Origin of the sequence: Actinopolymorpha sp. B9G3 (assembly GCF_040120725.1) — a bacterium.
Taxonomy (GTDB): Bacteria; Actinomycetota; Actinomycetes; order Propionibacteriales; family Actinopolymorphaceae; genus Thermasporomyces.
In genome coordinates, this window is sequence record NZ_JBEEAB010000003.1 from 505,668 (window position 1) to 522,047 (window position 16,380).

A 16,380-nucleotide genomic window follows, 5' to 3' on the forward strand; every position below is an offset into this window, starting at 1 on the left:
TCGATGCTCAGCTGGAGGTGGGGGCGTGCACGATCTCGAGGCTCTCGGCGAAGTGGCAGGCGGACGGATGGCCCTGGCCCCGGTCGATGAGTGCGGGGACCTCACGGGCGCAGATGTCCTGAGCCTTCCAGCAGCGCGTACGGAACCGGCAGCCGGACGGCGGGTTGGCCGGCGACGGCACGTCTCCGGTCAGGACGATCCGTTCCTTGGCGCCACGCAGCCCCGGGTCACGTACCGGCACCGCTGACAACAATGCCTGCGTGTACGGATGGGCCGGCTGGTCATAGACCTCGGCGTGACTGCCCGACTCCACGATCCGGCCCAGGTACATCACGGCCACCCGGTCACTCAGGTGACGCACGACCGAAAGGTCGTGGGCGATGAAGAGGTACGACAGCGCGAAGTCGTCCTGCAGGTCCTCGAGCAGGTTCATCACCTGCGCCTGCACCGAGACGTCCAGGGCGGACACCGGTTCGTCACAGACGATGACCTTCGGCCGCAACGCCAGCGCGCGCGCCACGCCGATGCGCTGGCGCTGACCGCCGGAGAACTGGTGCGGGTATCGATTGGCATAGTCCGGGTTCAACCCGACGCGCTCGAGCAGCTCCCGCACCTGGCGCGGCCGGTCCTTGGACGGAACCACATCGGGATGGATCTCCCACGGCTCGGCCACGATGTTCCCGACGGTCATCCGCGGGTTCAGCGACGTGTAGGGGTCCTGGAAGACGATCTGTACCTGCCGGCGATAGCGCCGCAGTTGGCGATTGTTCATGGCGGCGACGTCCTGGCCCTCGAAGAGGATCTGGCCAGATGTCGGCCGCTCCAAGGCCATGACGAGCTTGGCAACCGTGGACTTCCCGCAGCCCGACTCGCCAACGAGGCCCACTGTCTCGCCGGGGTGGAGTTCCAGCGAGACACCATCGACCGCCTGGACCTGGCCGATCGTCCGATGGAACACGATGCCCTGGGTCAGCGGGAAGTGCTTGACCAGATCCTTGATCACCAGAACCGGCTCGGCACCCGGGGAGCCGTGGCGCGCCTCGGGGCCCTGTGGTTGATCAGGCACGGTGGAGCTCCTCGCTGTAGTGGCACGCGCTCGCCCGGCCCAGACCGAACTCCCGCAGCGTCGGGACATCCACCCGGCAGTCGCGGTCATCCTGTGCCGCGGCGTCGAACCTCGCATGGGGGCACCGCGGGTGGAACGCACAGCCAGGAGGTATCGCGGCGAGGTTCGGTGGCTGGCCGCTGATCGGATGCAACCGGACGCCCTTGGACTCCGCGTGGGGGACCGACGCCATCAAGCCGTTGGTGTACGGATGGGTGGGCGAGGTGAACACCTCGTCGATCGTCCCCGACTCGACGATCTTGCCGGCGTACATGACGACCACGCGGTCGGCGACCTCGTTGACCACACCGAGGTCGTGGGTGATCAGGATGAGGCCCATTCCCGTCTCGGACTGGAGGTCGCTCAGCAGCTCCATGATCTGGGCCTGCACCGTGACGTCCAGCGCGGTCGTCGGCTCGTCGGCGATCAGGATCTCCGGACCCAGCGCGAGCGCCATCGCGATCATGACGCGTTGCCGCATCCCGCCGGAGAACTGGTGGGGGTAGTCGTTGACCCGATCCCGGGCCGCCGGAATCCGGACGCGCTCCATGAGCTCGATGGCCCGGGCCTTGGCCTCCTTCCGGGACGTACCCACGTGCGCGGTGTACATCTCCGCGATCTGGTGGCCCACCGTGAAGACCGGATTCAGTGCCGACAGCGCGTCCTGGAAGATCATGGCCATGCCCGGGCCGCGGACCAGCCGTTGTTGCTCGGCGGTCATGGACAGCATGTCGTTGCCGTGGAACCTGATCGAGCCGCCCGTGACGAATCCGGGTGGCGTGTCCAGGATGCCCATGACCGCCTGGACGTTGACGCTCTTGCCGGAGCCGGACTCTCCCAGGATGGCGAGGGTCTCGCCTTGGCTGACCTCGTAGCTGATGCCGTTGACCGCTTGGACCACGCCGTACGGAGTTCGGAACTCGACGTGCAGGTCGTCGACTTCGAGGACCGGCGTGTTCGAGGGTCCGGCCGCGAAGTGGGAGGTGATCGTCGTCTCAGTCATCAGCGCAGCTTCGGGTCGAGGGCGTCACGGAGTGCGTCTCCCATCAAGATGAACGAAAGAACGGTCAATGACAGGAACAAGCTCGGGAAGAAGACCAGGAAGCCCGAGTCCCGTATTCGCTGTAGTCCGGAGTTGATCTGCAGACCCCAGGAGATCTCCGGAAGCTTCAGGCCGATACCGATGAACGACAGCGTCGCCTCCGCGGCGATGATCAGGCCGACGGTGATCGTCGCGTACACGAGTACGGGTGCCACGGCGTTCGGCAGGATGTGGCGCACCAGTATCCGCCACGTGGACGCTCCAAGGGCCCGCGCCGCCTGTACGTAGTCTGCGTCCTTGACCGAAACGATGGTCGCGCGTACCAGCCGCATCGGGTTCATCCAGGCGAAGAGCATGATCGCAAGTGATACCTGAACGATGCCGCGGTCACGAAGGGCCGACAGCAGCACGACCGTGGCTCCGAGAATCAGTGGCAGTCCGTAGAAGACGTCGGTGATCCGGGCCAGCAGTGCATCGAGCCACCCGCCGTAGTAACCCGCCAGCGACCCGATCACCACACCGATGAGGAGAATCCCGAGGGTGGTGAAGAATCCCACCGCCATCGAGACTCGTGCGCCGTAGACGACGTTGGCGAAATAGTCGCGCCCCTGGATGTCGTATCCGAACCATGCTTCGCTGCTGGGTGGCTTCGTCGACAACGAGAGGTCGGCCGCGCGCGGGTCGGCGTCGGTGAACAGCCCGGGCGCGATCGCCATGACCGCAAAGACCACGAACAGCCCGGCGCCCAGCAGAAACACCGGGTTGCGACGCAGCTGCCGCCACGCGTCTGACCACAGGGTCGCCTGGCGTAGCTCGCCGCCGGCCTGGGCCACCGTCGTGTCGGCCGCCTTCTGGTCCTGGACGGTTCCAGCCCCGGTGAAGGTAGGGGCCCCGCCGAGGTCCGGTGCCGTTTCTCGGGCGGGCGCTTGCTCAGTCATAGCGGATCCTCGGATCGATGACGGCGTACAGGATGTCGACGATCAGGTTGAAGAAGATGTAGAAGAACACGAAGATCGTGACGATGCCGACGACGACGAAGCCTTCCTGTCGTTGGACGGACTCGAAGACAGCACGGCCCAGGCCCGGAATGTTGAAGACCGTCTCCGTCACGATCGCGCCGGCCAGCAGGCTCCCCAGGTCGGCGCCGATGAACGTCACGACCGGGATCAGGCTGTTTCGCAGCGTGTGTTTGCCGACGACGACGGACGGTTTGAGTCCCTTGGCACGCGCGGTGCGGACGTAGTCCTGGCGGAGATTCTCCGCCAGGCTGGTGCGGGTCAACCGCGCGATGTACGCGAGCGAGGTGGAGGCGAGGACCACCCCGGGGAGGATGTAGCTGAGGAGGCCTTCGTTGAGTCCGGCGATCGGCAGCCAGCCCAGCCGCAGCCCGAAGATCGACTGCCCCAGGAATCCCAGCACGAAGACGGGGATGGACACGGCGATTGTCGTCGACACGAGGACCAGGTTGTCCATGTAGGACCCCCGGCGAATGCCGGCCAGGATGCCGGCGATGAGCCCGATGACGACCTCGACGACAAGGGCGACGATCGCCAGACGTACGGTGATCGGCAGTCGCTGGGTAATCGTGTCGAGTACCGGTCGGCCGGCGAAGTCCTGGCCGAGATCGCCCTGGAACAGCCCGATGACGTACTTGCCGTACTGCACCAGAAGTGGGTCGCCCAGGTTGTACTCGTCCTGAATGGCCGCGCGGGTGGCATCCGAGATCGGCCGGTCACCGCCGAGGGCGCGGATCGGGTCGCCCGGTAGTGCGTACACCATCCAGAAGATCAGCAGCGACGCGCCGATCAACACCGGGACGGTCATCAGGATCCGGCGCGCGATGTAGTGGCCCATGTCCCTTCCTCACCTGTCTCTACCGGCGAAGCGGTCGTTGGGGTGCACCGCGGACAGTGGGGCGTTCGACGCCCGGGCACGTACAGCCTGCCCGGGCGTCGAACACCACCGCGGTACACCCCAACGACCGTTGTCCACGGAGCTGGGCTACTGCTTGACCGTCACCTGCGCCAGCTCGATCCGGCCGAAGGCGTTGAAGACCACGTTGTCCACCTTCTCCGAATGCACGAGCTGGTTCTTGCCGTAGAAGAGCGGAGCCTGCGGCATGTCCTCGCACAGGATCTGTTCCGCTTCCTGGTAGGCCGCGATCGCCTCCTCCGGTGTTCCGGCGGAGTCGCCCTCGGCCACGAGCGCGTCGAACTCCTCGTTGGCGTAGTACGTGTCGTTGGACCCGGCCGGAGGCTGGGCCGCCTCGGTGAAGATCGGCGCAAGGAAGTTCTGGATGTGTGGGTAGTCCATGATCCAGCCGGCGCGGTAGGGGCCGGTGATCTTCTTGCTGTCCCGCAGCGGGAGGTACTCCGCGAAGTCGAGACTCTCGAGCTTGTAGTCGACGATGCCGAGGTTGTCCTTCAGCTGGTTGCCGACGGCTTCCATCCACTCCTCGTGCCCCGCACCGGAGTTGAACCACAACGAGACCGGCTTGCTCGTGTCGAAGCCCGACTCGGAAAGGAGTGCCTTGGCCTTCTCGGGGTTGAACTCCGTGGTCTCGGCACACGCGTTGTCGTTGTATCCCTCGACCACAGGGGACGCGAAGGAGTGTGCCGGAAGACGGGAGCCGAGGAAGATCGACTTCGTGATGGCGTCACGGTCGATCGCCATGGAGAACGCCTGCCGTACGCGCACGTCCGCGAATCGCTTGTCGTAGAGCGGGAACGCGAGCGGCGTCATGTCGCCACGCGGGCCTTCGACCCAGCGCTCACCGAACTCATCGGGGCCGCTGCTCAATGCGCTCTGTGGCAGCGTGTCGCTGATGTCGAGGTTGCCGGCTTGGACATCGGTGTAGCCGGTGTTCGCGTCGGCGTAGACGCGTAGCTCCACCCGGTCCGCCTGCGCCTTGTCCTGGCCGGCGTAGTCGTTGTACTTGTCGAGCGTGATGCCGACGCCTGGCTCGAACGGTTCGTTCGCCATCCACGGGCCGTTCCCGACCGGCTGCTTGCCGAATGCCTCGGGGTCGTCGAAGAAGACCTTGGGGAGCGGGAAGAACGCGGTGTATCCCAGCGTCGTCGGGAAGATCGAGAACGCCCCGGAGAGCTTGACCGTGAACGTCAGGTCGTCAACCACCTGCAGCCCGGACAGCTTCTCCGACTCCGGTTCCTTGACGACCTTCGTCACGTTGCCGTCGTCGTCGGTCTCGACCTCGCCCTGCGTGGCGTCGTAGCCGTCGATGTTGGCGAAGAAGTAGGAGTTGCCCGCGCCGTTGGGGCCGTAGGCGTTCCAGTTCCAGGCGTCGACGAACGACTGGGCGTCCACCGGCGTCCCGTCGTGGAACGTCCAGCCCTCATTCAGCGTGATGGTCCACGTCTGTTGGTCGTCGGACTCGATCGACTTGGCGACCCCGGTGAACTCGGGCTCGTTGGTCTTGGCGTCGTACTGGACGAGTCCGGTCCACAGCGAGTCGACGACCTGGCCGCCCTCGGTTTCGTTGGTGTTGCCGGGAATCAGCGGGTTCTCGGGCTCGCCGATGTAGCTACTGAACTCGCCCCCCGTGGATGCGGCGCCACCGCCACCCCCGCCACCCTCGTCGTCCGGACCACCACACGCGGATAAAGCAAGCGCGAGCGCCGCGACAGTCGCGACCGCTGCCTGACGTGCGGGGATGTGCATAGACCCCTCCTGCATGAATTCCCTCGGGCCACCCTGACCGTGGCTTTTGTAGGCGTTGCCCCGCGGTTTAACAACCTGTGAGGGCTGACCAGCCCATTCCGCAACCAAGTTGTGACGTCATGGCTGACGGAGGGCAACGTCGCGGGACAGCAGTGCACCAAGCGTGTCGAGGGCATTGCCATCGATGCTCTGCGGAACGGAGGGTCTGTGTGTTCTGTGCGGCCCGGACGACGGGCGGCTCAAGCAGCGACGGCGCGTGAGGGTGTGTGACGGCGGGACGGCGCGCCGTCAAAGCGGCCACCGGCGGTCAGGTCGACCTAGCGCGTGTCGTTGCGGGAACGGACGATCAGGTCGGCCAGCAACGCGAGAGACGTGATGATCATCCCGGTGAGGATGATCAGGACCGTGTTCGTCGCCAGGCGTACCGGATGGGCCACCACGTCATAGATCGCCTTGCCGGCGCCGATCGCGATCAGCCACAGCGCCGGCGGCATCAGCACCTTGAGCGGGTTGAAGTACATCACCATCCGCAGCACCTGGAGGATGTACCGGTAGGCGTCCTTCACGAAGTGGAACTTCGACCTGCCTGCCCGCTTGGCGTAGCCGATCGGCAGGTAGCGCATGCCGTGCTGGTTGTGCAGGAACGCGATCGTGATCGTCGTGACGCAGGAGAACCCGGGCGGCAGCAGCCGGAGGTAGGGCAACGCGACCTCCCGGCGGAACGCCCGGAGCCCGGAGTTGAGGTCGGGGATCCGCGTGTTCGTGAGGTACTCCGCGATCTTGCGGATCAGCCACTTCGCCGGCACGCGCAGGAGTCGGTGCGAGCCCTGTTCACTGGTGCGGGCGCCCACCACCTGGTCGAGCCCGGGATCGGCGTTGAGCAGCTCGATGAACTCCGGGATCCTGTCGTTCGGATAGCTCATGTCGGCGTCGGTCCACACGACGAAGCGCCCGCGCGCCTGCTGCGTACCGATCCGGCGTGCCGTGCCCGAGCCGCCGTTGCGGTCGAACGCCAACACCCGCAGGTGGGGGAAGCGCGGTGCTGCTTCCTCGAGTACCTCGCGGGTCCGGTCGGTGGAGGCGTCGTCGATGGCGAGCAGCTCGTAGCTGTAGGGCGTGTCGTCCAGCGTCTTGGTGATCCGTTCGACCTCCGCGATCACATGGTCCTGCTCGTTGTAGCAGGGCAGGACGACGGTCACGTCGAGAACGTCGGCCGCGGCGTCGGGCCGGACAGCAACCGGGGCTTGCGTGGCGGTCGCGCCCGCGGTGCCTGGCGCCGTCGCGGCCCATGGGGAGGTGCTGGTCGATGTCCTGTGCGCGGTCGCGCTCATGCCCTGGAACTCCCGGATCACTGGCCGGGTGGCTACGACAACCGTGACGCGATGTTGCCGAGAGCCGCCTTCCGGCTACGGTCAGATATCTGCCGGACGTTACTCCTTCCAGGCGAACAGCGTCTTACGAACAGTCGACGTGTCCGAGTCTTGCCTACGCTCCGTGTTGGTGGCGGGTGTCGAGAGTCTGGCCACGGACGTCGCTCGGAGACGTTCGTCCCGCGCCGGCCTTAGGCTTCCGCCGATGCGCCCCTTCCGCCGATGCCCCTTCCGCTGATGGCCCTTCCGCCGGTGAGAGTGCCAGGAGGGACCAACGGAGCGCGTGGGACGGCACTGCTGGGTGGTGCGCTCGTCCTCGTGACTGCCGCGTTCGAGCTGGCTCACCTGCCGCTGCCCTATCCGTCGGACCAGATCAACTACTTCGACGCGGCGGGTGACTTCCCGCATCCGGCGGCGGGAACGCCGGTGCACCAGTTCACCCGTTTCGGCCTCACGTTGCCGCTCCGCGGCGCGATCGAGCTGCTCGGCTACTCCGAGGCGGCGTACCACGTCGTGCCCATGCTGGCTGGGCTCCTCCTCGTGGTGTCCGTCTACCTGCTCGGAACGATGCTCTTCGCCAGGTCGGTCGGAGTAGCGGCGGCCGCGCTCACCGTGGCCAACAACCTGGTCTTCTTCGACCTGCTCGCGCCGTTGCCGGACGTCCTGGCGACGGCGCTGTTCTGTGCGGCGCTGGTGCTGGCTGTGGCAGTCCACCAGGAACGCCGGCTGGTCGCGGTCTCCGCCCGGCGCCGGGTCATCGCGGTCCTGGTCATCGGAGCGCTTCTCGGCTGGAGCTACCTCACCCGGGAGTACGTCGTCTTCGCCTGGCCCCTCATCCCGCTCCTCGTCGTACCCCGGGTGGGCTGGCGACGGGCGAGCCTGGCTGTCGTCCCGCTGGTGGTTACCGCGGCGACGGAGCTCGGCCTGTGCCAGCTGACGTACGGCGATCCGCTGGCGCGGTTGCGCGCGGTGACTGGGCACGGCAGCGGCCCGGTACCACCGGAGGCGGCGGCGACGTACCAGGAAATGCCGCGCTGGTGGTACCTCATCCGGCTCCCCGCCGGCCTCGCCGACGTACCGGAAGGGCTGTGGCTCCTGGCGGCGCTGGCCGGTGTGGTAGCCGGCGGGATCCTCGCCCGCCGGCGGGTCGGCGTCCTGCTCGGCTGGCTGGCCCTGATCTCCGTGCCACTGGTACTGCTCGGCGGCGTGGTTGATCCGTCGGCTCCGAAGCTGCGGCTGTTCCTGATGCGGTACTGGTTCCCGGCGTTTCCGGCGTACATCCTGGGTGGTCTTGGCGCCGCCTGGCTGCTCACCGGCTGGGTGCTGACCAGGCCGTGGGCGAGCGTGCGCCAGGCGGACCTGCGGCGGGGCATCGCGGCGGCGGTGGTGCTGTGCCTCGCCACTGGTGCCTTGGCCACGGCTGCACCGGGATGGACGGTGGACCGGGGATACCGGGTGACGGGATCCGATCCGCTGGGTGACCTCCGGGACTGGCTCACCGCCCACCGCTCGGACGTAGGCGTCCTCTGGACCGACGGGCGTACCGTCCGGGTGCTGCCGATCTACCGGACCACGCGGTTCGGCCGGACGATCTGGTCCGGCGAGCTGCGGACCCTCGCACCGGCGGGTGAGCAGCCCGGTCCGGGCGAGTACGTCGTCCTCTACGGCACGGAAGGCGAGATTCCCTGCGCGCACTGCGGGGACGCAGCGCGGTTGGCGCTGGGGGACCCACTCCGCATTCCGCCGGGCTGGCGACAGGTCTATGCGACCAGGGACAACGCCGTGCGGGTCTACCGCGTCGACGCCGCACAAAGCCCGCCCGGGTAGGCCGTGTATAGGCCGGTATGGGCCTGCCTCGTCCGCTCGGGAGGGCGGGCCGTCGTTCGGGATCTCCGGTGAGGGCGGCCCGTTCGGCGGTCTCCTCTGAGGGCTGGCCATCCGGGGGATCTCGGGGTGATGCCCGAGGGCTGGACGGATTCCACGAGCAACCATGGGTGCATGTCGAACCGTACGAAATATGTGCTGGGCGGTGCGGGTGTCGCACTCCTCGCCCTGTGGCTGCTGCCGAACTGGCTCGCCCTGCTGATCATCTTCGCCGTCGTCGCCGCGCCCGTCGTGGGCTACTTCATGCTGGACGAGTCGCAGCGTCGCCGGATCACGCGGCTCCGGGGCCGGGGGCAGCTTCCTCGCTGACCGCCACCGTTAAGCCGTGGCGGGGGCGCGGCCCGGGGCCAAGGCCCTGGCCACGGCATCGGCAAGGACGTCGACGTCGCGCCCGACCTGCAGGGTGCTGGCGGTGATGCGTATGCCCTCGCCACTCGAGATCCGGTACATCCGGCCCGGAGCCACCACCCACCCCGCCTCCATCAGCCGCGCACACACGGCGGTCTCGTCCTCGACGGGTACCCACACGTTGAGGCCCGAGCGCCCGTGGGCGCGTACTCCCCGGCGGCCAAGGGCGCTCACCAGCGCCGTCCGCCGTTCGTCGTACCGCTCTCCCGCCCGCGTAACCAGTGCCTCGACCGCCGGGTCACGCCACAGCTCCACCACGAGGGCCTGGAGGACCGTCGAGACCCAGCGGGCGGCGAGCCACTGCCGTCCCTCGACCCGGCCGACGGTCTCGTCGTCGCCGGCAAGGATGGCGCAGCGTAGATCCGGGCCGAGGGGTTTGGACACCGAACGCGCCATCGCCCAGTGGCGCGTTGTGCCGGCCAAGGCGTGCAGGGGCTCGGTCGCGAGCTCGGCGGCGTGGTCGTCCTCGACGACGAGCGTGTCGGGGTGGGCGGTGAGGATCGCGCGCAACCGGGTGGCTCGGGCCGCGCTGACGCTTGCTCCCCACGGGTTCTGGGCCCGGCTGGTGACGACGATCGCGCGTGCACCGTGGCGGATCGCGGCCTCGACGCTGACAGGATCCGGGCCGTCGTCGTCGACGGGCACGGGGATGACCGGATGGTCCATTGCGGCGAGCAGGTCCAGCAGGTTCGACCAGCCGGGATCCTCGACGGCCACGCTGTCTCCGGTACGCAGATGGGCACCGAGGACTCGTTCGACGGCATCGAGGCAGCCGCTGGTGACCGTGACGGACTCGGCCGGCACGCCGTCGGCGGACAGCCGCTCTCTTGCCAGTACGGCCAACTCGGGGACCGGTCCCGCCATCCCGTAGAGCACAGGGTCGGGAGCGAGCCGCCGCAGTCTCGGGCCGAGTGCGGGCAGCAGGGCCGGATCGGGGTTGCCGCTGGCGAGGTCGCGGGCGCCTGGCGGGGTGGGTAGGCGGCCGCCGCTGCGCGGTGAGATCGGCGGCTTCGTGCGTACGCGTGTGCCCCGGCGTCCGTCGGTCTCGACGATTCCCCGTTGCCGCAGGGTGCGATAGGCCGACGCGATCGTGCCCGGACTCAGGGCGAGTTGGGTCGCAAGCGCGCGGACGGGCGGGAGTGCGGTGCCCGGCTCCAGAGCGCCCGAGCGCACACCGGACTCGACGCTGGTCGCAATCTCGCTCGACGTCGTACCGGCGATGGAATATTGTAGAGACACAACAACTATTTTGTACTATAACGAACTTGCCGCGCAAGGTCCCGGGTTGACTAGGGTCGCGACCGGACCCGCTCTCGAGGGGTGGGGGCTCGGGGCTGTGACCTTCGGCGTGGCGATGCCGGTGAAGGAGTGCCCTCCGTGTCCGAGACCGCGAGCCCCGCAACCCCGACCGCAGCCAGCCCGACCGCGGCCAGCCCGACCGCGGCCGGCCCGACCGCGGCCGGCCCGACCAGAACGAACGCCTCAGCAACGAGCCCGTCGACCGCCCACCACAGGAGTGCCGGGGACCAGGGGAGTGCAGGGGATCAGGGAAGTGCCGCGGACCAGGGCATCGAGGCGTGGTTCGCCGCGCCGGTGTTGACCGGAGCGCTCGTACGCCTCGAACCCATGTCTCTCGACCACGTGGACGGATTCCTGGCGGCCGCCGACGACGAGGTCCTGCGCCACCTGTCGGTTCCGCCGCTGCGTACCCGCGACGATGTCGTGCAGTGGGTCGGGCGGGTCTTCGCCGCCCGGGACGACCGGGTCCTCGTGCCGTGGACGCAGATCGATGCGCGAACCGGTGAGGTCGCCGGAACGACCTCGTACTACGAAGTCTCACCGGTCACCCGGTCGATCGCGATCGGGTACACCTGGCTCGGCCAGCGGTGGTGGCGTACCGGCGTCAACACCGAAGCGAAGCTGCTGCTCCTGCAGCGCGCGTTCGACGAGCTTGGTGCGGTGCGGGTCGTGTGGCACACCGACATCCGCAATGACCGTTCGCAGGCGGCGATCGCCCGGCTCGGTGCGGAGCGCGAGGGGGTGTTGCGCAAGCACAAGCCGCGCCGCGACGGATCGTGGCGCGACACCGTGCAGTACGCGATGACCGACGACGACTGGCCCGGCGTTCGGGACCGGCTGCGGGCGCGGTTGGCCGCGGCCTGACGGCCAAGCTTTCGAATGGCGCGGCGGCGACGCGCCCGACCGTATTCACGGGGCAAAGGCGGCGGACGGACGGCGATCGGTCTCTGCGGTGGCGAGGCGATCAGCGAGGAGGACTCTGTGCTCGTTCATCCCTGGGACGCGGCGACTGACGAGGAGTGGCGGACATGGCTGGCAGAACACAACTTCGGTCAACTCATCGCGCCCGGCAGTCGCGGCGGCGACGAGGGCGACGGACGTGATCTGCCGATTGTCGTCGCCACCCACTTCGTCTTCGACGGAGCGTCGACCGTCTGGCTGCACCTCGCCAGACCCAACCCGATCTGGCCTCTGCTCGAGGAGCATCCCCGTGCACTGTTGTGCGTGATCGACGACTATGTGTACGCACCGTCGGCCTGGCAGGCGCTGCCGGGTACCCCGCCCGAGTTGGGCATCCCGACGTCGTACTACACCACTGTCCAGATGGAGTGCGACGTCCGCATCGTCGACGACCCGGCGGAGAAGGCAGTGCTGCTCAATCGGCAGTTGGGCCGGTTGGAGCCCGGATCGGGTCGGGTCCCGGTCTCGTCGGTCGACGACCCCGATCGCCGGCAGCTGCCGGGTATCCGCGGGATCGAGCTGACCGTGACGGGCGTACGCGCGAAGGTCAAGTACGCAGGCTCCAAAGAGCCCGACCATCGCCGGGAGATCGCCGACCGGCTGGCTGAGCGTGGCGGCCGATCCGACGCCGCCGCCCGCGCCCATCTCCTCCGCCGCCTCGACCAGCAGAGCTCCTGATACCGCAGCGGCACTTGTGACGCTACCCCGCTGCCGCGGGGATTCTTGTGGCGGGTCGCTGCGGCGGGGTCGTAGGGGTGCGGTCGCCGGGGTGCGGGTGCGTAGGTCAGCGATATGACTTGGCCTGGAGTTCGAAGAGTTCGGCGTAGAGGCCGCCCTCCCGGGTCACCAGGTCGGCATGGCTACCGGTCTCGACGACCCGGCCACGGTCGAGGACGACGATCAGGTCGGCCATGCGTACCGTCGAGAACCGGTGCGACACCAGCACCGTCACCCCGCCAGTCGAACGACGGACCGCGCCCGCCGCGGCGGTCCAGCGTTCGAAGAGCCGGTGCTCGGTCTCGGCGTCGAGGGCCGCGGTGGGTTCGTCCAGCAGAAGGAGAAGCGGCGACGTCCGCATCATCGCCCGCCCGATCGCGAGCTTCTGCCACTGGCCGCCGGACAGGTCGATCCCGTCGGGCCACGTCGGTCCGAGCTGGGTCCGCAGACCCGCGGGCAGGGAGTCGAGCAGGTCATCGGCGCCAGCCCGCTCCAGTGCCCCGGTCACCGCTCGATCGTCGACACCCGCTCGATCGTCGACACCCGCTCGATCGTCGACACCCGCTCCAACGTCGACACCCGCTCCGAGAGCGGAGAGATCACCGATCCCGACCGCCTCGCCCACGCTGAACTCCCACCGCGCATGGTCCTGGAACGCGGCCGACACCCGCTCCCGCCAGCGGTCGGGATCCAATGTCGCAAGGTCGGTGCCGTCGACGGTGATACGCCCGCCGGTCGGCACGTACAACCCGGCCAGCAGCTTCACCAGCGTGGTCTTCCCCGCACCGTTGTCGCCGACGATCGCGACCGTCGATCCGGCGGGAAGTCGGAGGCTGACCTCCTGCAGGACGTCGCGACTTCCGAGCGGATAGCGGTACGACACGGAGTCGAGCACGATCCCCGTGTGCAGCCGCTCGGGTACGCCGGCGCTCACGTCCACCCGTCGCCGTGCCCGCGTCGCCACATCCTCGAGGTAGACGAACCGGCTCGCGGCCGTGAGGGTACGCAGGACCCACAGCACGATCTCGCCGGACCCGTCCACGATGCCGAGCACCTGCCCGGCGAGCACCGCTGTCAGAAGGACGTCACCCACACTCGCCCGTCCGCGTACCGCCTCGTTGACGACGAAGACGATCGCGCCGAAATACCCCACCAGGAAGACGAGTCGCGCGACGAACCCGATGCTCGAGCCGTGCAGCTGGAGCCGTACGTTCGTCCGCCGGATCTCGCGGTGCGCGGCGTGGAAGCGCCGCAGGATCTCGGGGGCCAACCGGAAGAGCCGAATCTCCTTCGCCGCTCCGGCCGTCGTGGCGAGATCCCACAGGTCTCCCGCTCGCCGGCTGGGTGCCGCGGAGAGTTCGATGCCGAGGTTGAACAATCCGTTCGTACGCCGGCTCAACACCAGCATCGGCACCCCGAACAGTGGCAGCGCCAGCAGCAGTGGATGCACGCTCAGCAGCAGGGCCACCGACGCGGCGGCCTGGATCATGACGTTCGTCAGCTGCACGAGGGACGGGATCGCGTCACCGAACTCCCACTCCTCGTTCGACAGTAGTTCCAGCTGGGTGAGGTGCTCCGGCGTCTCGTGGATCTCGAGTGTCGGCACATGCCCGACCGTTTCGGCGAGCCGGCGCTCGATCAGATGCGAGGCGCGCTCGTTCAGGGCCATCCGGACGCGGGTACCGGCGTAGTCGAGAGCGCTCCCGGCCGCGATCGACACTCCGATGGTGACGGCTGCCAGCGCGGTCCGGGTGGAGTCGCCGTCGGCGAGGCCGTCGAGGAGCAGCTTCAACCACCACGCGAAGCCCGCGGTGACGAGCGCCTGCACCGTGAAGATCCCGAACGCGAGCACCGAACGGCGTCTGTCCGCGCGCCACGCGAAGCCGAGCATCACCCGGGCGGCGCGGAGCCGGCTCGCGGGAGCGTGCGTGCCGGTCGAGCCGGTCGGGCCGGTCACGTCTGTGGGTGCCGCGTCAGGCATCACCCACCCCCGCCTCTACCGCGGTGTCTCGATCCTCGGCGTGATACCGCATCGCCTGCGTACGGAAGAGGCCGGAATACCGCCCACCCGCCGCCACCAGTTCGTCGTGCGTCCCGTCCTCGGTGATCCGTCCGCCGTCGAGGACGACGATCCGGTCGGCCCTGCGTACCGTCGAGAACCGGTGGCTGATCACGATCGACGTGAGCCCGTGGGTGAGGTCGAGGAACCGGTCGTACAGGTCCGCCTCCGCGCGGACGTCGAGATGCGCCGTGGGTTCGTCCAGGACGAGCACGCGGGCGCCGGCGCTCACCGCGGCCATCGCGCGTGCCAGCGCGATCCGCTGCCACTGGCCGCCGGACAGGTCGACGCCGCCGTCGTGGCGCCGGGACAGCACGGTGTCGAGCCCCGTCGGGAGACGTTCGATGATCGTGTCGGCGCCGGCCCTGCCCGCAGCGGCGAGGACGCGCGCGTCGACGTCGGGCGCGTGCAGCCCCTCGACGGCGCCGAAGCCGACGTTGTCCCGCGCCGGCAGTTGATAGTGGACGAAGTCCTGGAAGATCGCCGCGACGCTCCGCCGCCAGCTGGTGGAATCGAGGTCGGCCAGGTCGATGCCGTCGACGGTGATCCGGCCGTCCTGCGGATGGAGCAGGCCGGTGAGGAGTTTGATCAGCGTGGTCTTGCCGGCGCCGTTGAGGCCGACGACCGCGAGGGAGCGCCCGGCTTCGATGGTGAGGTCGAGGCCGTCGTACACCGGCCGGTCGCGGCTCGGATAACCGAACCGGACGCCCTCGAACGAGATCGCCCGCGCTGGAAGGCCGGTCGCCGAGCGCGCCGTGGGGTCGGGCGCCGACGTGATGGCGGCGGCGGCACGTTCGTGGGCGAGGACGTCGGGCACCGGGATCGCGCCGTTCTCGATCCAGATGTCGCCGTCCTGAGAGGCGAGCATCGCCATCGCGAAGAGTCCCTGGACGAGGACCGTCAGCGTGGCCAGCTCGAGGTCGCCGCGAAGCGCCGCACGCGCGGCCAGGACCATCACCACGACGTTGGCAGCGAGGATCACGACCGTGAGCAACGTCGTGGTGCGGTAGCCGACCCGGCGGGTACGCCACAGCTCGGCCATCACCTGCTGCCACTCCGTACTGAACTTGTCGACGATCCAACCGGTCAACCCGAAGATGCGGAGCTCCTTCGCCCAGTCGGGCAGGTAGGTGAGCCGGTTGAGATACACCGCCCGGCGCAGCGGGTCGGTCCAGAACGGGTTCGCTCGGTAGAAGTCGGCCTGCAGGTGGCGGCTGACGACGAGCCAGAGGATGAGCAGGCATCCCGCCGCCACCGGCCAGATGGTGGCGACCAGGATGGTTGCGGCAAGCCCGCGCGACAGGCTGGTCCAGCGGTACGAAAGGCCGCTGATCAGTTCACCGGGTCCATAGCGGGCGACACTCGCGGCACGGTTGGTGGCCGCGGCGAGCTCGGGATCCTCGAAGAGCTCGAGTCCCGGCACTGCCATCGTGGTCGTCATCACGCGAGCCAGGAGGTACTCGTCCATCCGCTTCTGGAGATCGGTCGTCGCGAGCAGCCGCAGCAGATTGACGGCCTCCTGCACCACCAGGACGGTGCCTATCAGCACAAGTGTCGTGACGACACGGCGTCCTTCCGCCGAGTCGAATCCGCCCGTCACCACGTCGGGCAGCTGGCCGACCAGGCGGCCGACGAGGAGCGCGAACCCGGCCGCCGGTGCCCCGGAGAGCAGGGCGAGGAGTGCCAGGATTGTCGTACGACCAGGGAACGCGCGGACGAGCACTCCCAGCGCGGCACGGCGGGCGGAGGATCGGCGACGTTCGGACGAGTCCTGCTGGCGCTCAGACGACACGATCACCGAGCATGGCACCGCACCATGGGCGGGGTCACCCCGGTTTTTGGTCGGCGCCAGCCCAGG

13 protein-coding genes are annotated in these 16,380 nt (G+C 68.5%); 4 read left to right on the top strand and 9 right to left on the bottom strand.

Annotation, left to right across the window (positions count from 1 at the left end; translation table 11 throughout):
• Positions 1-7: 7 nt before the first annotated feature.
• The 6 genes from ABNF93_RS08480 to ABNF93_RS08505 form a co-directional block, all read right to left on the bottom strand.
• Positions 8-1,066, bottom strand: a complete 1,059-nt coding sequence (locus ABNF93_RS08480) for an ABC transporter ATP-binding protein (RefSeq protein WP_349327228.1) — start codon at positions 1,064-1,066, stop codon at positions 8-10.
• Positions 1,059-2,108: an ABC transporter ATP-binding protein gene (locus tag ABNF93_RS08485; RefSeq protein WP_349327230.1), complete on the bottom strand. Its 1,050-nt coding sequence runs from the start codon at positions 2,106-2,108 to the stop codon at positions 1,059-1,061. The genes ABNF93_RS08480 and ABNF93_RS08485 overlap by 8 nt, the downstream gene beginning before the upstream one ends.
• Positions 2,108-3,085: an ABC transporter permease gene (locus ABNF93_RS08490; protein ID WP_349327232.1), complete on the bottom strand. Its 978-nt coding sequence runs from the start codon at positions 3,083-3,085 to the stop codon at positions 2,108-2,110. The genes ABNF93_RS08485 and ABNF93_RS08490 overlap by 1 nt, the downstream gene beginning before the upstream one ends.
• Entirely contained in the window at positions 3,078-4,001 is a 924-nt protein-coding gene (locus ABNF93_RS08495) for an ABC transporter permease (protein WP_349327233.1), read from the bottom strand. Before ABNF93_RS08495 ends, ABNF93_RS08490 begins: the two co-directional genes overlap by 8 nt.
• Positions 4,002-4,148: 147 nt before the next feature.
• On the bottom strand, positions 4,149-5,825 hold the full coding sequence (locus ABNF93_RS08500; protein WP_349327235.1) for a peptide ABC transporter substrate-binding protein: 1,677 nt from the start codon (positions 5,823-5,825) through the stop codon (positions 4,149-4,151).
• 317 nt (positions 5,826-6,142) lie between these two features.
• Positions 6,143-7,156, bottom strand: a complete 1,014-nt coding sequence (locus tag ABNF93_RS08505) for a glycosyltransferase family 2 protein (RefSeq protein WP_349327236.1) — start codon at positions 7,154-7,156, stop codon at positions 6,143-6,145.
• A gap of 261 nt (positions 7,157-7,417) precedes the next feature.
• On the opposite strand from ABNF93_RS08505, the gene ABNF93_RS08510 reads away from it, so the two are divergent.
• Both ABNF93_RS08510 and ABNF93_RS08515 read left to right on the top strand, forming a co-directional pair.
• Positions 7,418-9,022, top strand: a complete 1,605-nt coding sequence (locus tag ABNF93_RS08510) for a glycosyltransferase family 39 protein (protein ID WP_349327237.1) — start codon at positions 7,418-7,420, stop codon at positions 9,020-9,022.
• Positions 9,023-9,193: 171 nt separating this feature from the next.
• Positions 9,194-9,388 carry a tail-anchor membrane protein gene (locus ABNF93_RS08515; RefSeq protein ID WP_349327238.1) on the top strand — a complete coding sequence of 65 codons (195 nt, stop codon included), beginning with the start codon at positions 9,194-9,196 and terminating at the stop codon, positions 9,386-9,388.
• 9 nt (positions 9,389-9,397) lie between these two features.
• On the opposite strand, the gene ABNF93_RS08520 is transcribed toward ABNF93_RS08515, so the two are convergent.
• Positions 9,398-10,726, bottom strand: a complete 1,329-nt coding sequence (locus tag ABNF93_RS08520) for an aminotransferase class I/II-fold pyridoxal phosphate-dependent enzyme (protein WP_349327239.1) — start codon at positions 10,724-10,726, stop codon at positions 9,398-9,400.
• 138 nt (positions 10,727-10,864) lie between these two features.
• Here ABNF93_RS08520 and ABNF93_RS08525 point away from each other — a divergent pair, with 138 nt between their 5' ends.
• Together ABNF93_RS08525 and ABNF93_RS08530 are read left to right on the top strand one after the other, a co-directional pair.
• Complete coding sequence (locus ABNF93_RS08525; protein WP_349327240.1) at positions 10,865-11,650, top strand: GNAT family N-acetyltransferase; 786 nt, start codon at positions 10,865-10,867, stop codon at positions 11,648-11,650.
• Positions 11,651-11,767: 117 nt separating this feature from the next.
• Positions 11,768-12,424: an FMN-binding negative transcriptional regulator gene (locus tag ABNF93_RS08530; RefSeq protein WP_349327242.1), complete on the top strand. Its 657-nt coding sequence runs from the start codon at positions 11,768-11,770 to the stop codon at positions 12,422-12,424.
• 106 nt (positions 12,425-12,530) lie between these two features.
• Here the strand turns inward: ABNF93_RS08530 and ABNF93_RS08535 are convergent, their stop codons facing one another.
• Positions 12,531-14,444 carry an ABC transporter ATP-binding protein gene (locus tag ABNF93_RS08535; protein ID WP_349327244.1) on the bottom strand — a complete coding sequence of 638 codons (1,914 nt, stop codon included), beginning with the start codon at positions 14,442-14,444 and terminating at the stop codon, positions 12,531-12,533.
• Positions 14,437-16,314: an ABC transporter ATP-binding protein gene (locus tag ABNF93_RS08540; RefSeq protein ID WP_349327246.1), complete on the bottom strand. Its 1,878-nt coding sequence runs from the start codon at positions 16,312-16,314 to the stop codon at positions 14,437-14,439. Before ABNF93_RS08540 ends, ABNF93_RS08535 begins: the two co-directional genes overlap by 8 nt.
• Positions 16,315-16,380: the final 66 nt, after the last annotated feature.

Coding starts and splice junctions, on each gene's coding strand:
- ABNF93_RS08485 (WP_349327230.1), bottom strand. CDS start 2,108: ATGACTGAGACGACGATCACCTCCCACTTCGCGGCCGGACCCTCGAAC.
- ABNF93_RS08490 (WP_349327232.1), bottom strand. CDS start 3,085: ATGACTGAGCAAGCGCCCGCCCGAGAAACGGCACCGGACCTCGGCGGG.
- ABNF93_RS08495 (WP_349327233.1), bottom strand. CDS start 4,001: ATGGGCCACTACATCGCGCGCCGGATCCTGATGACCGTCCCGGTGTTG.
- ABNF93_RS08500 (WP_349327235.1), bottom strand. CDS start 5,825: ATGCACATCCCCGCACGTCAGGCAGCGGTCGCGACTGTCGCGGCGCTC.
- ABNF93_RS08505 (WP_349327236.1), bottom strand. CDS start 7,156: ATGAGCGCGACCGCGCACAGGACATCGACCAGCACCTCCCCATGGGCC.
- ABNF93_RS08510 (WP_349327237.1), top strand. CDS start 7,418: ATGCCCCTTCCGCTGATGGCCCTTCCGCCGGTGAGAGTGCCAGGAGGG.
- ABNF93_RS08515 (WP_349327238.1), top strand. CDS start 9,194: ATGTCGAACCGTACGAAATATGTGCTGGGCGGTGCGGGTGTCGCACTC.
- ABNF93_RS08535 (WP_349327244.1), bottom strand. CDS start 14,444: ATGCCTGACGCGGCACCCACAGACGTGACCGGCCCGACCGGCTCGACC.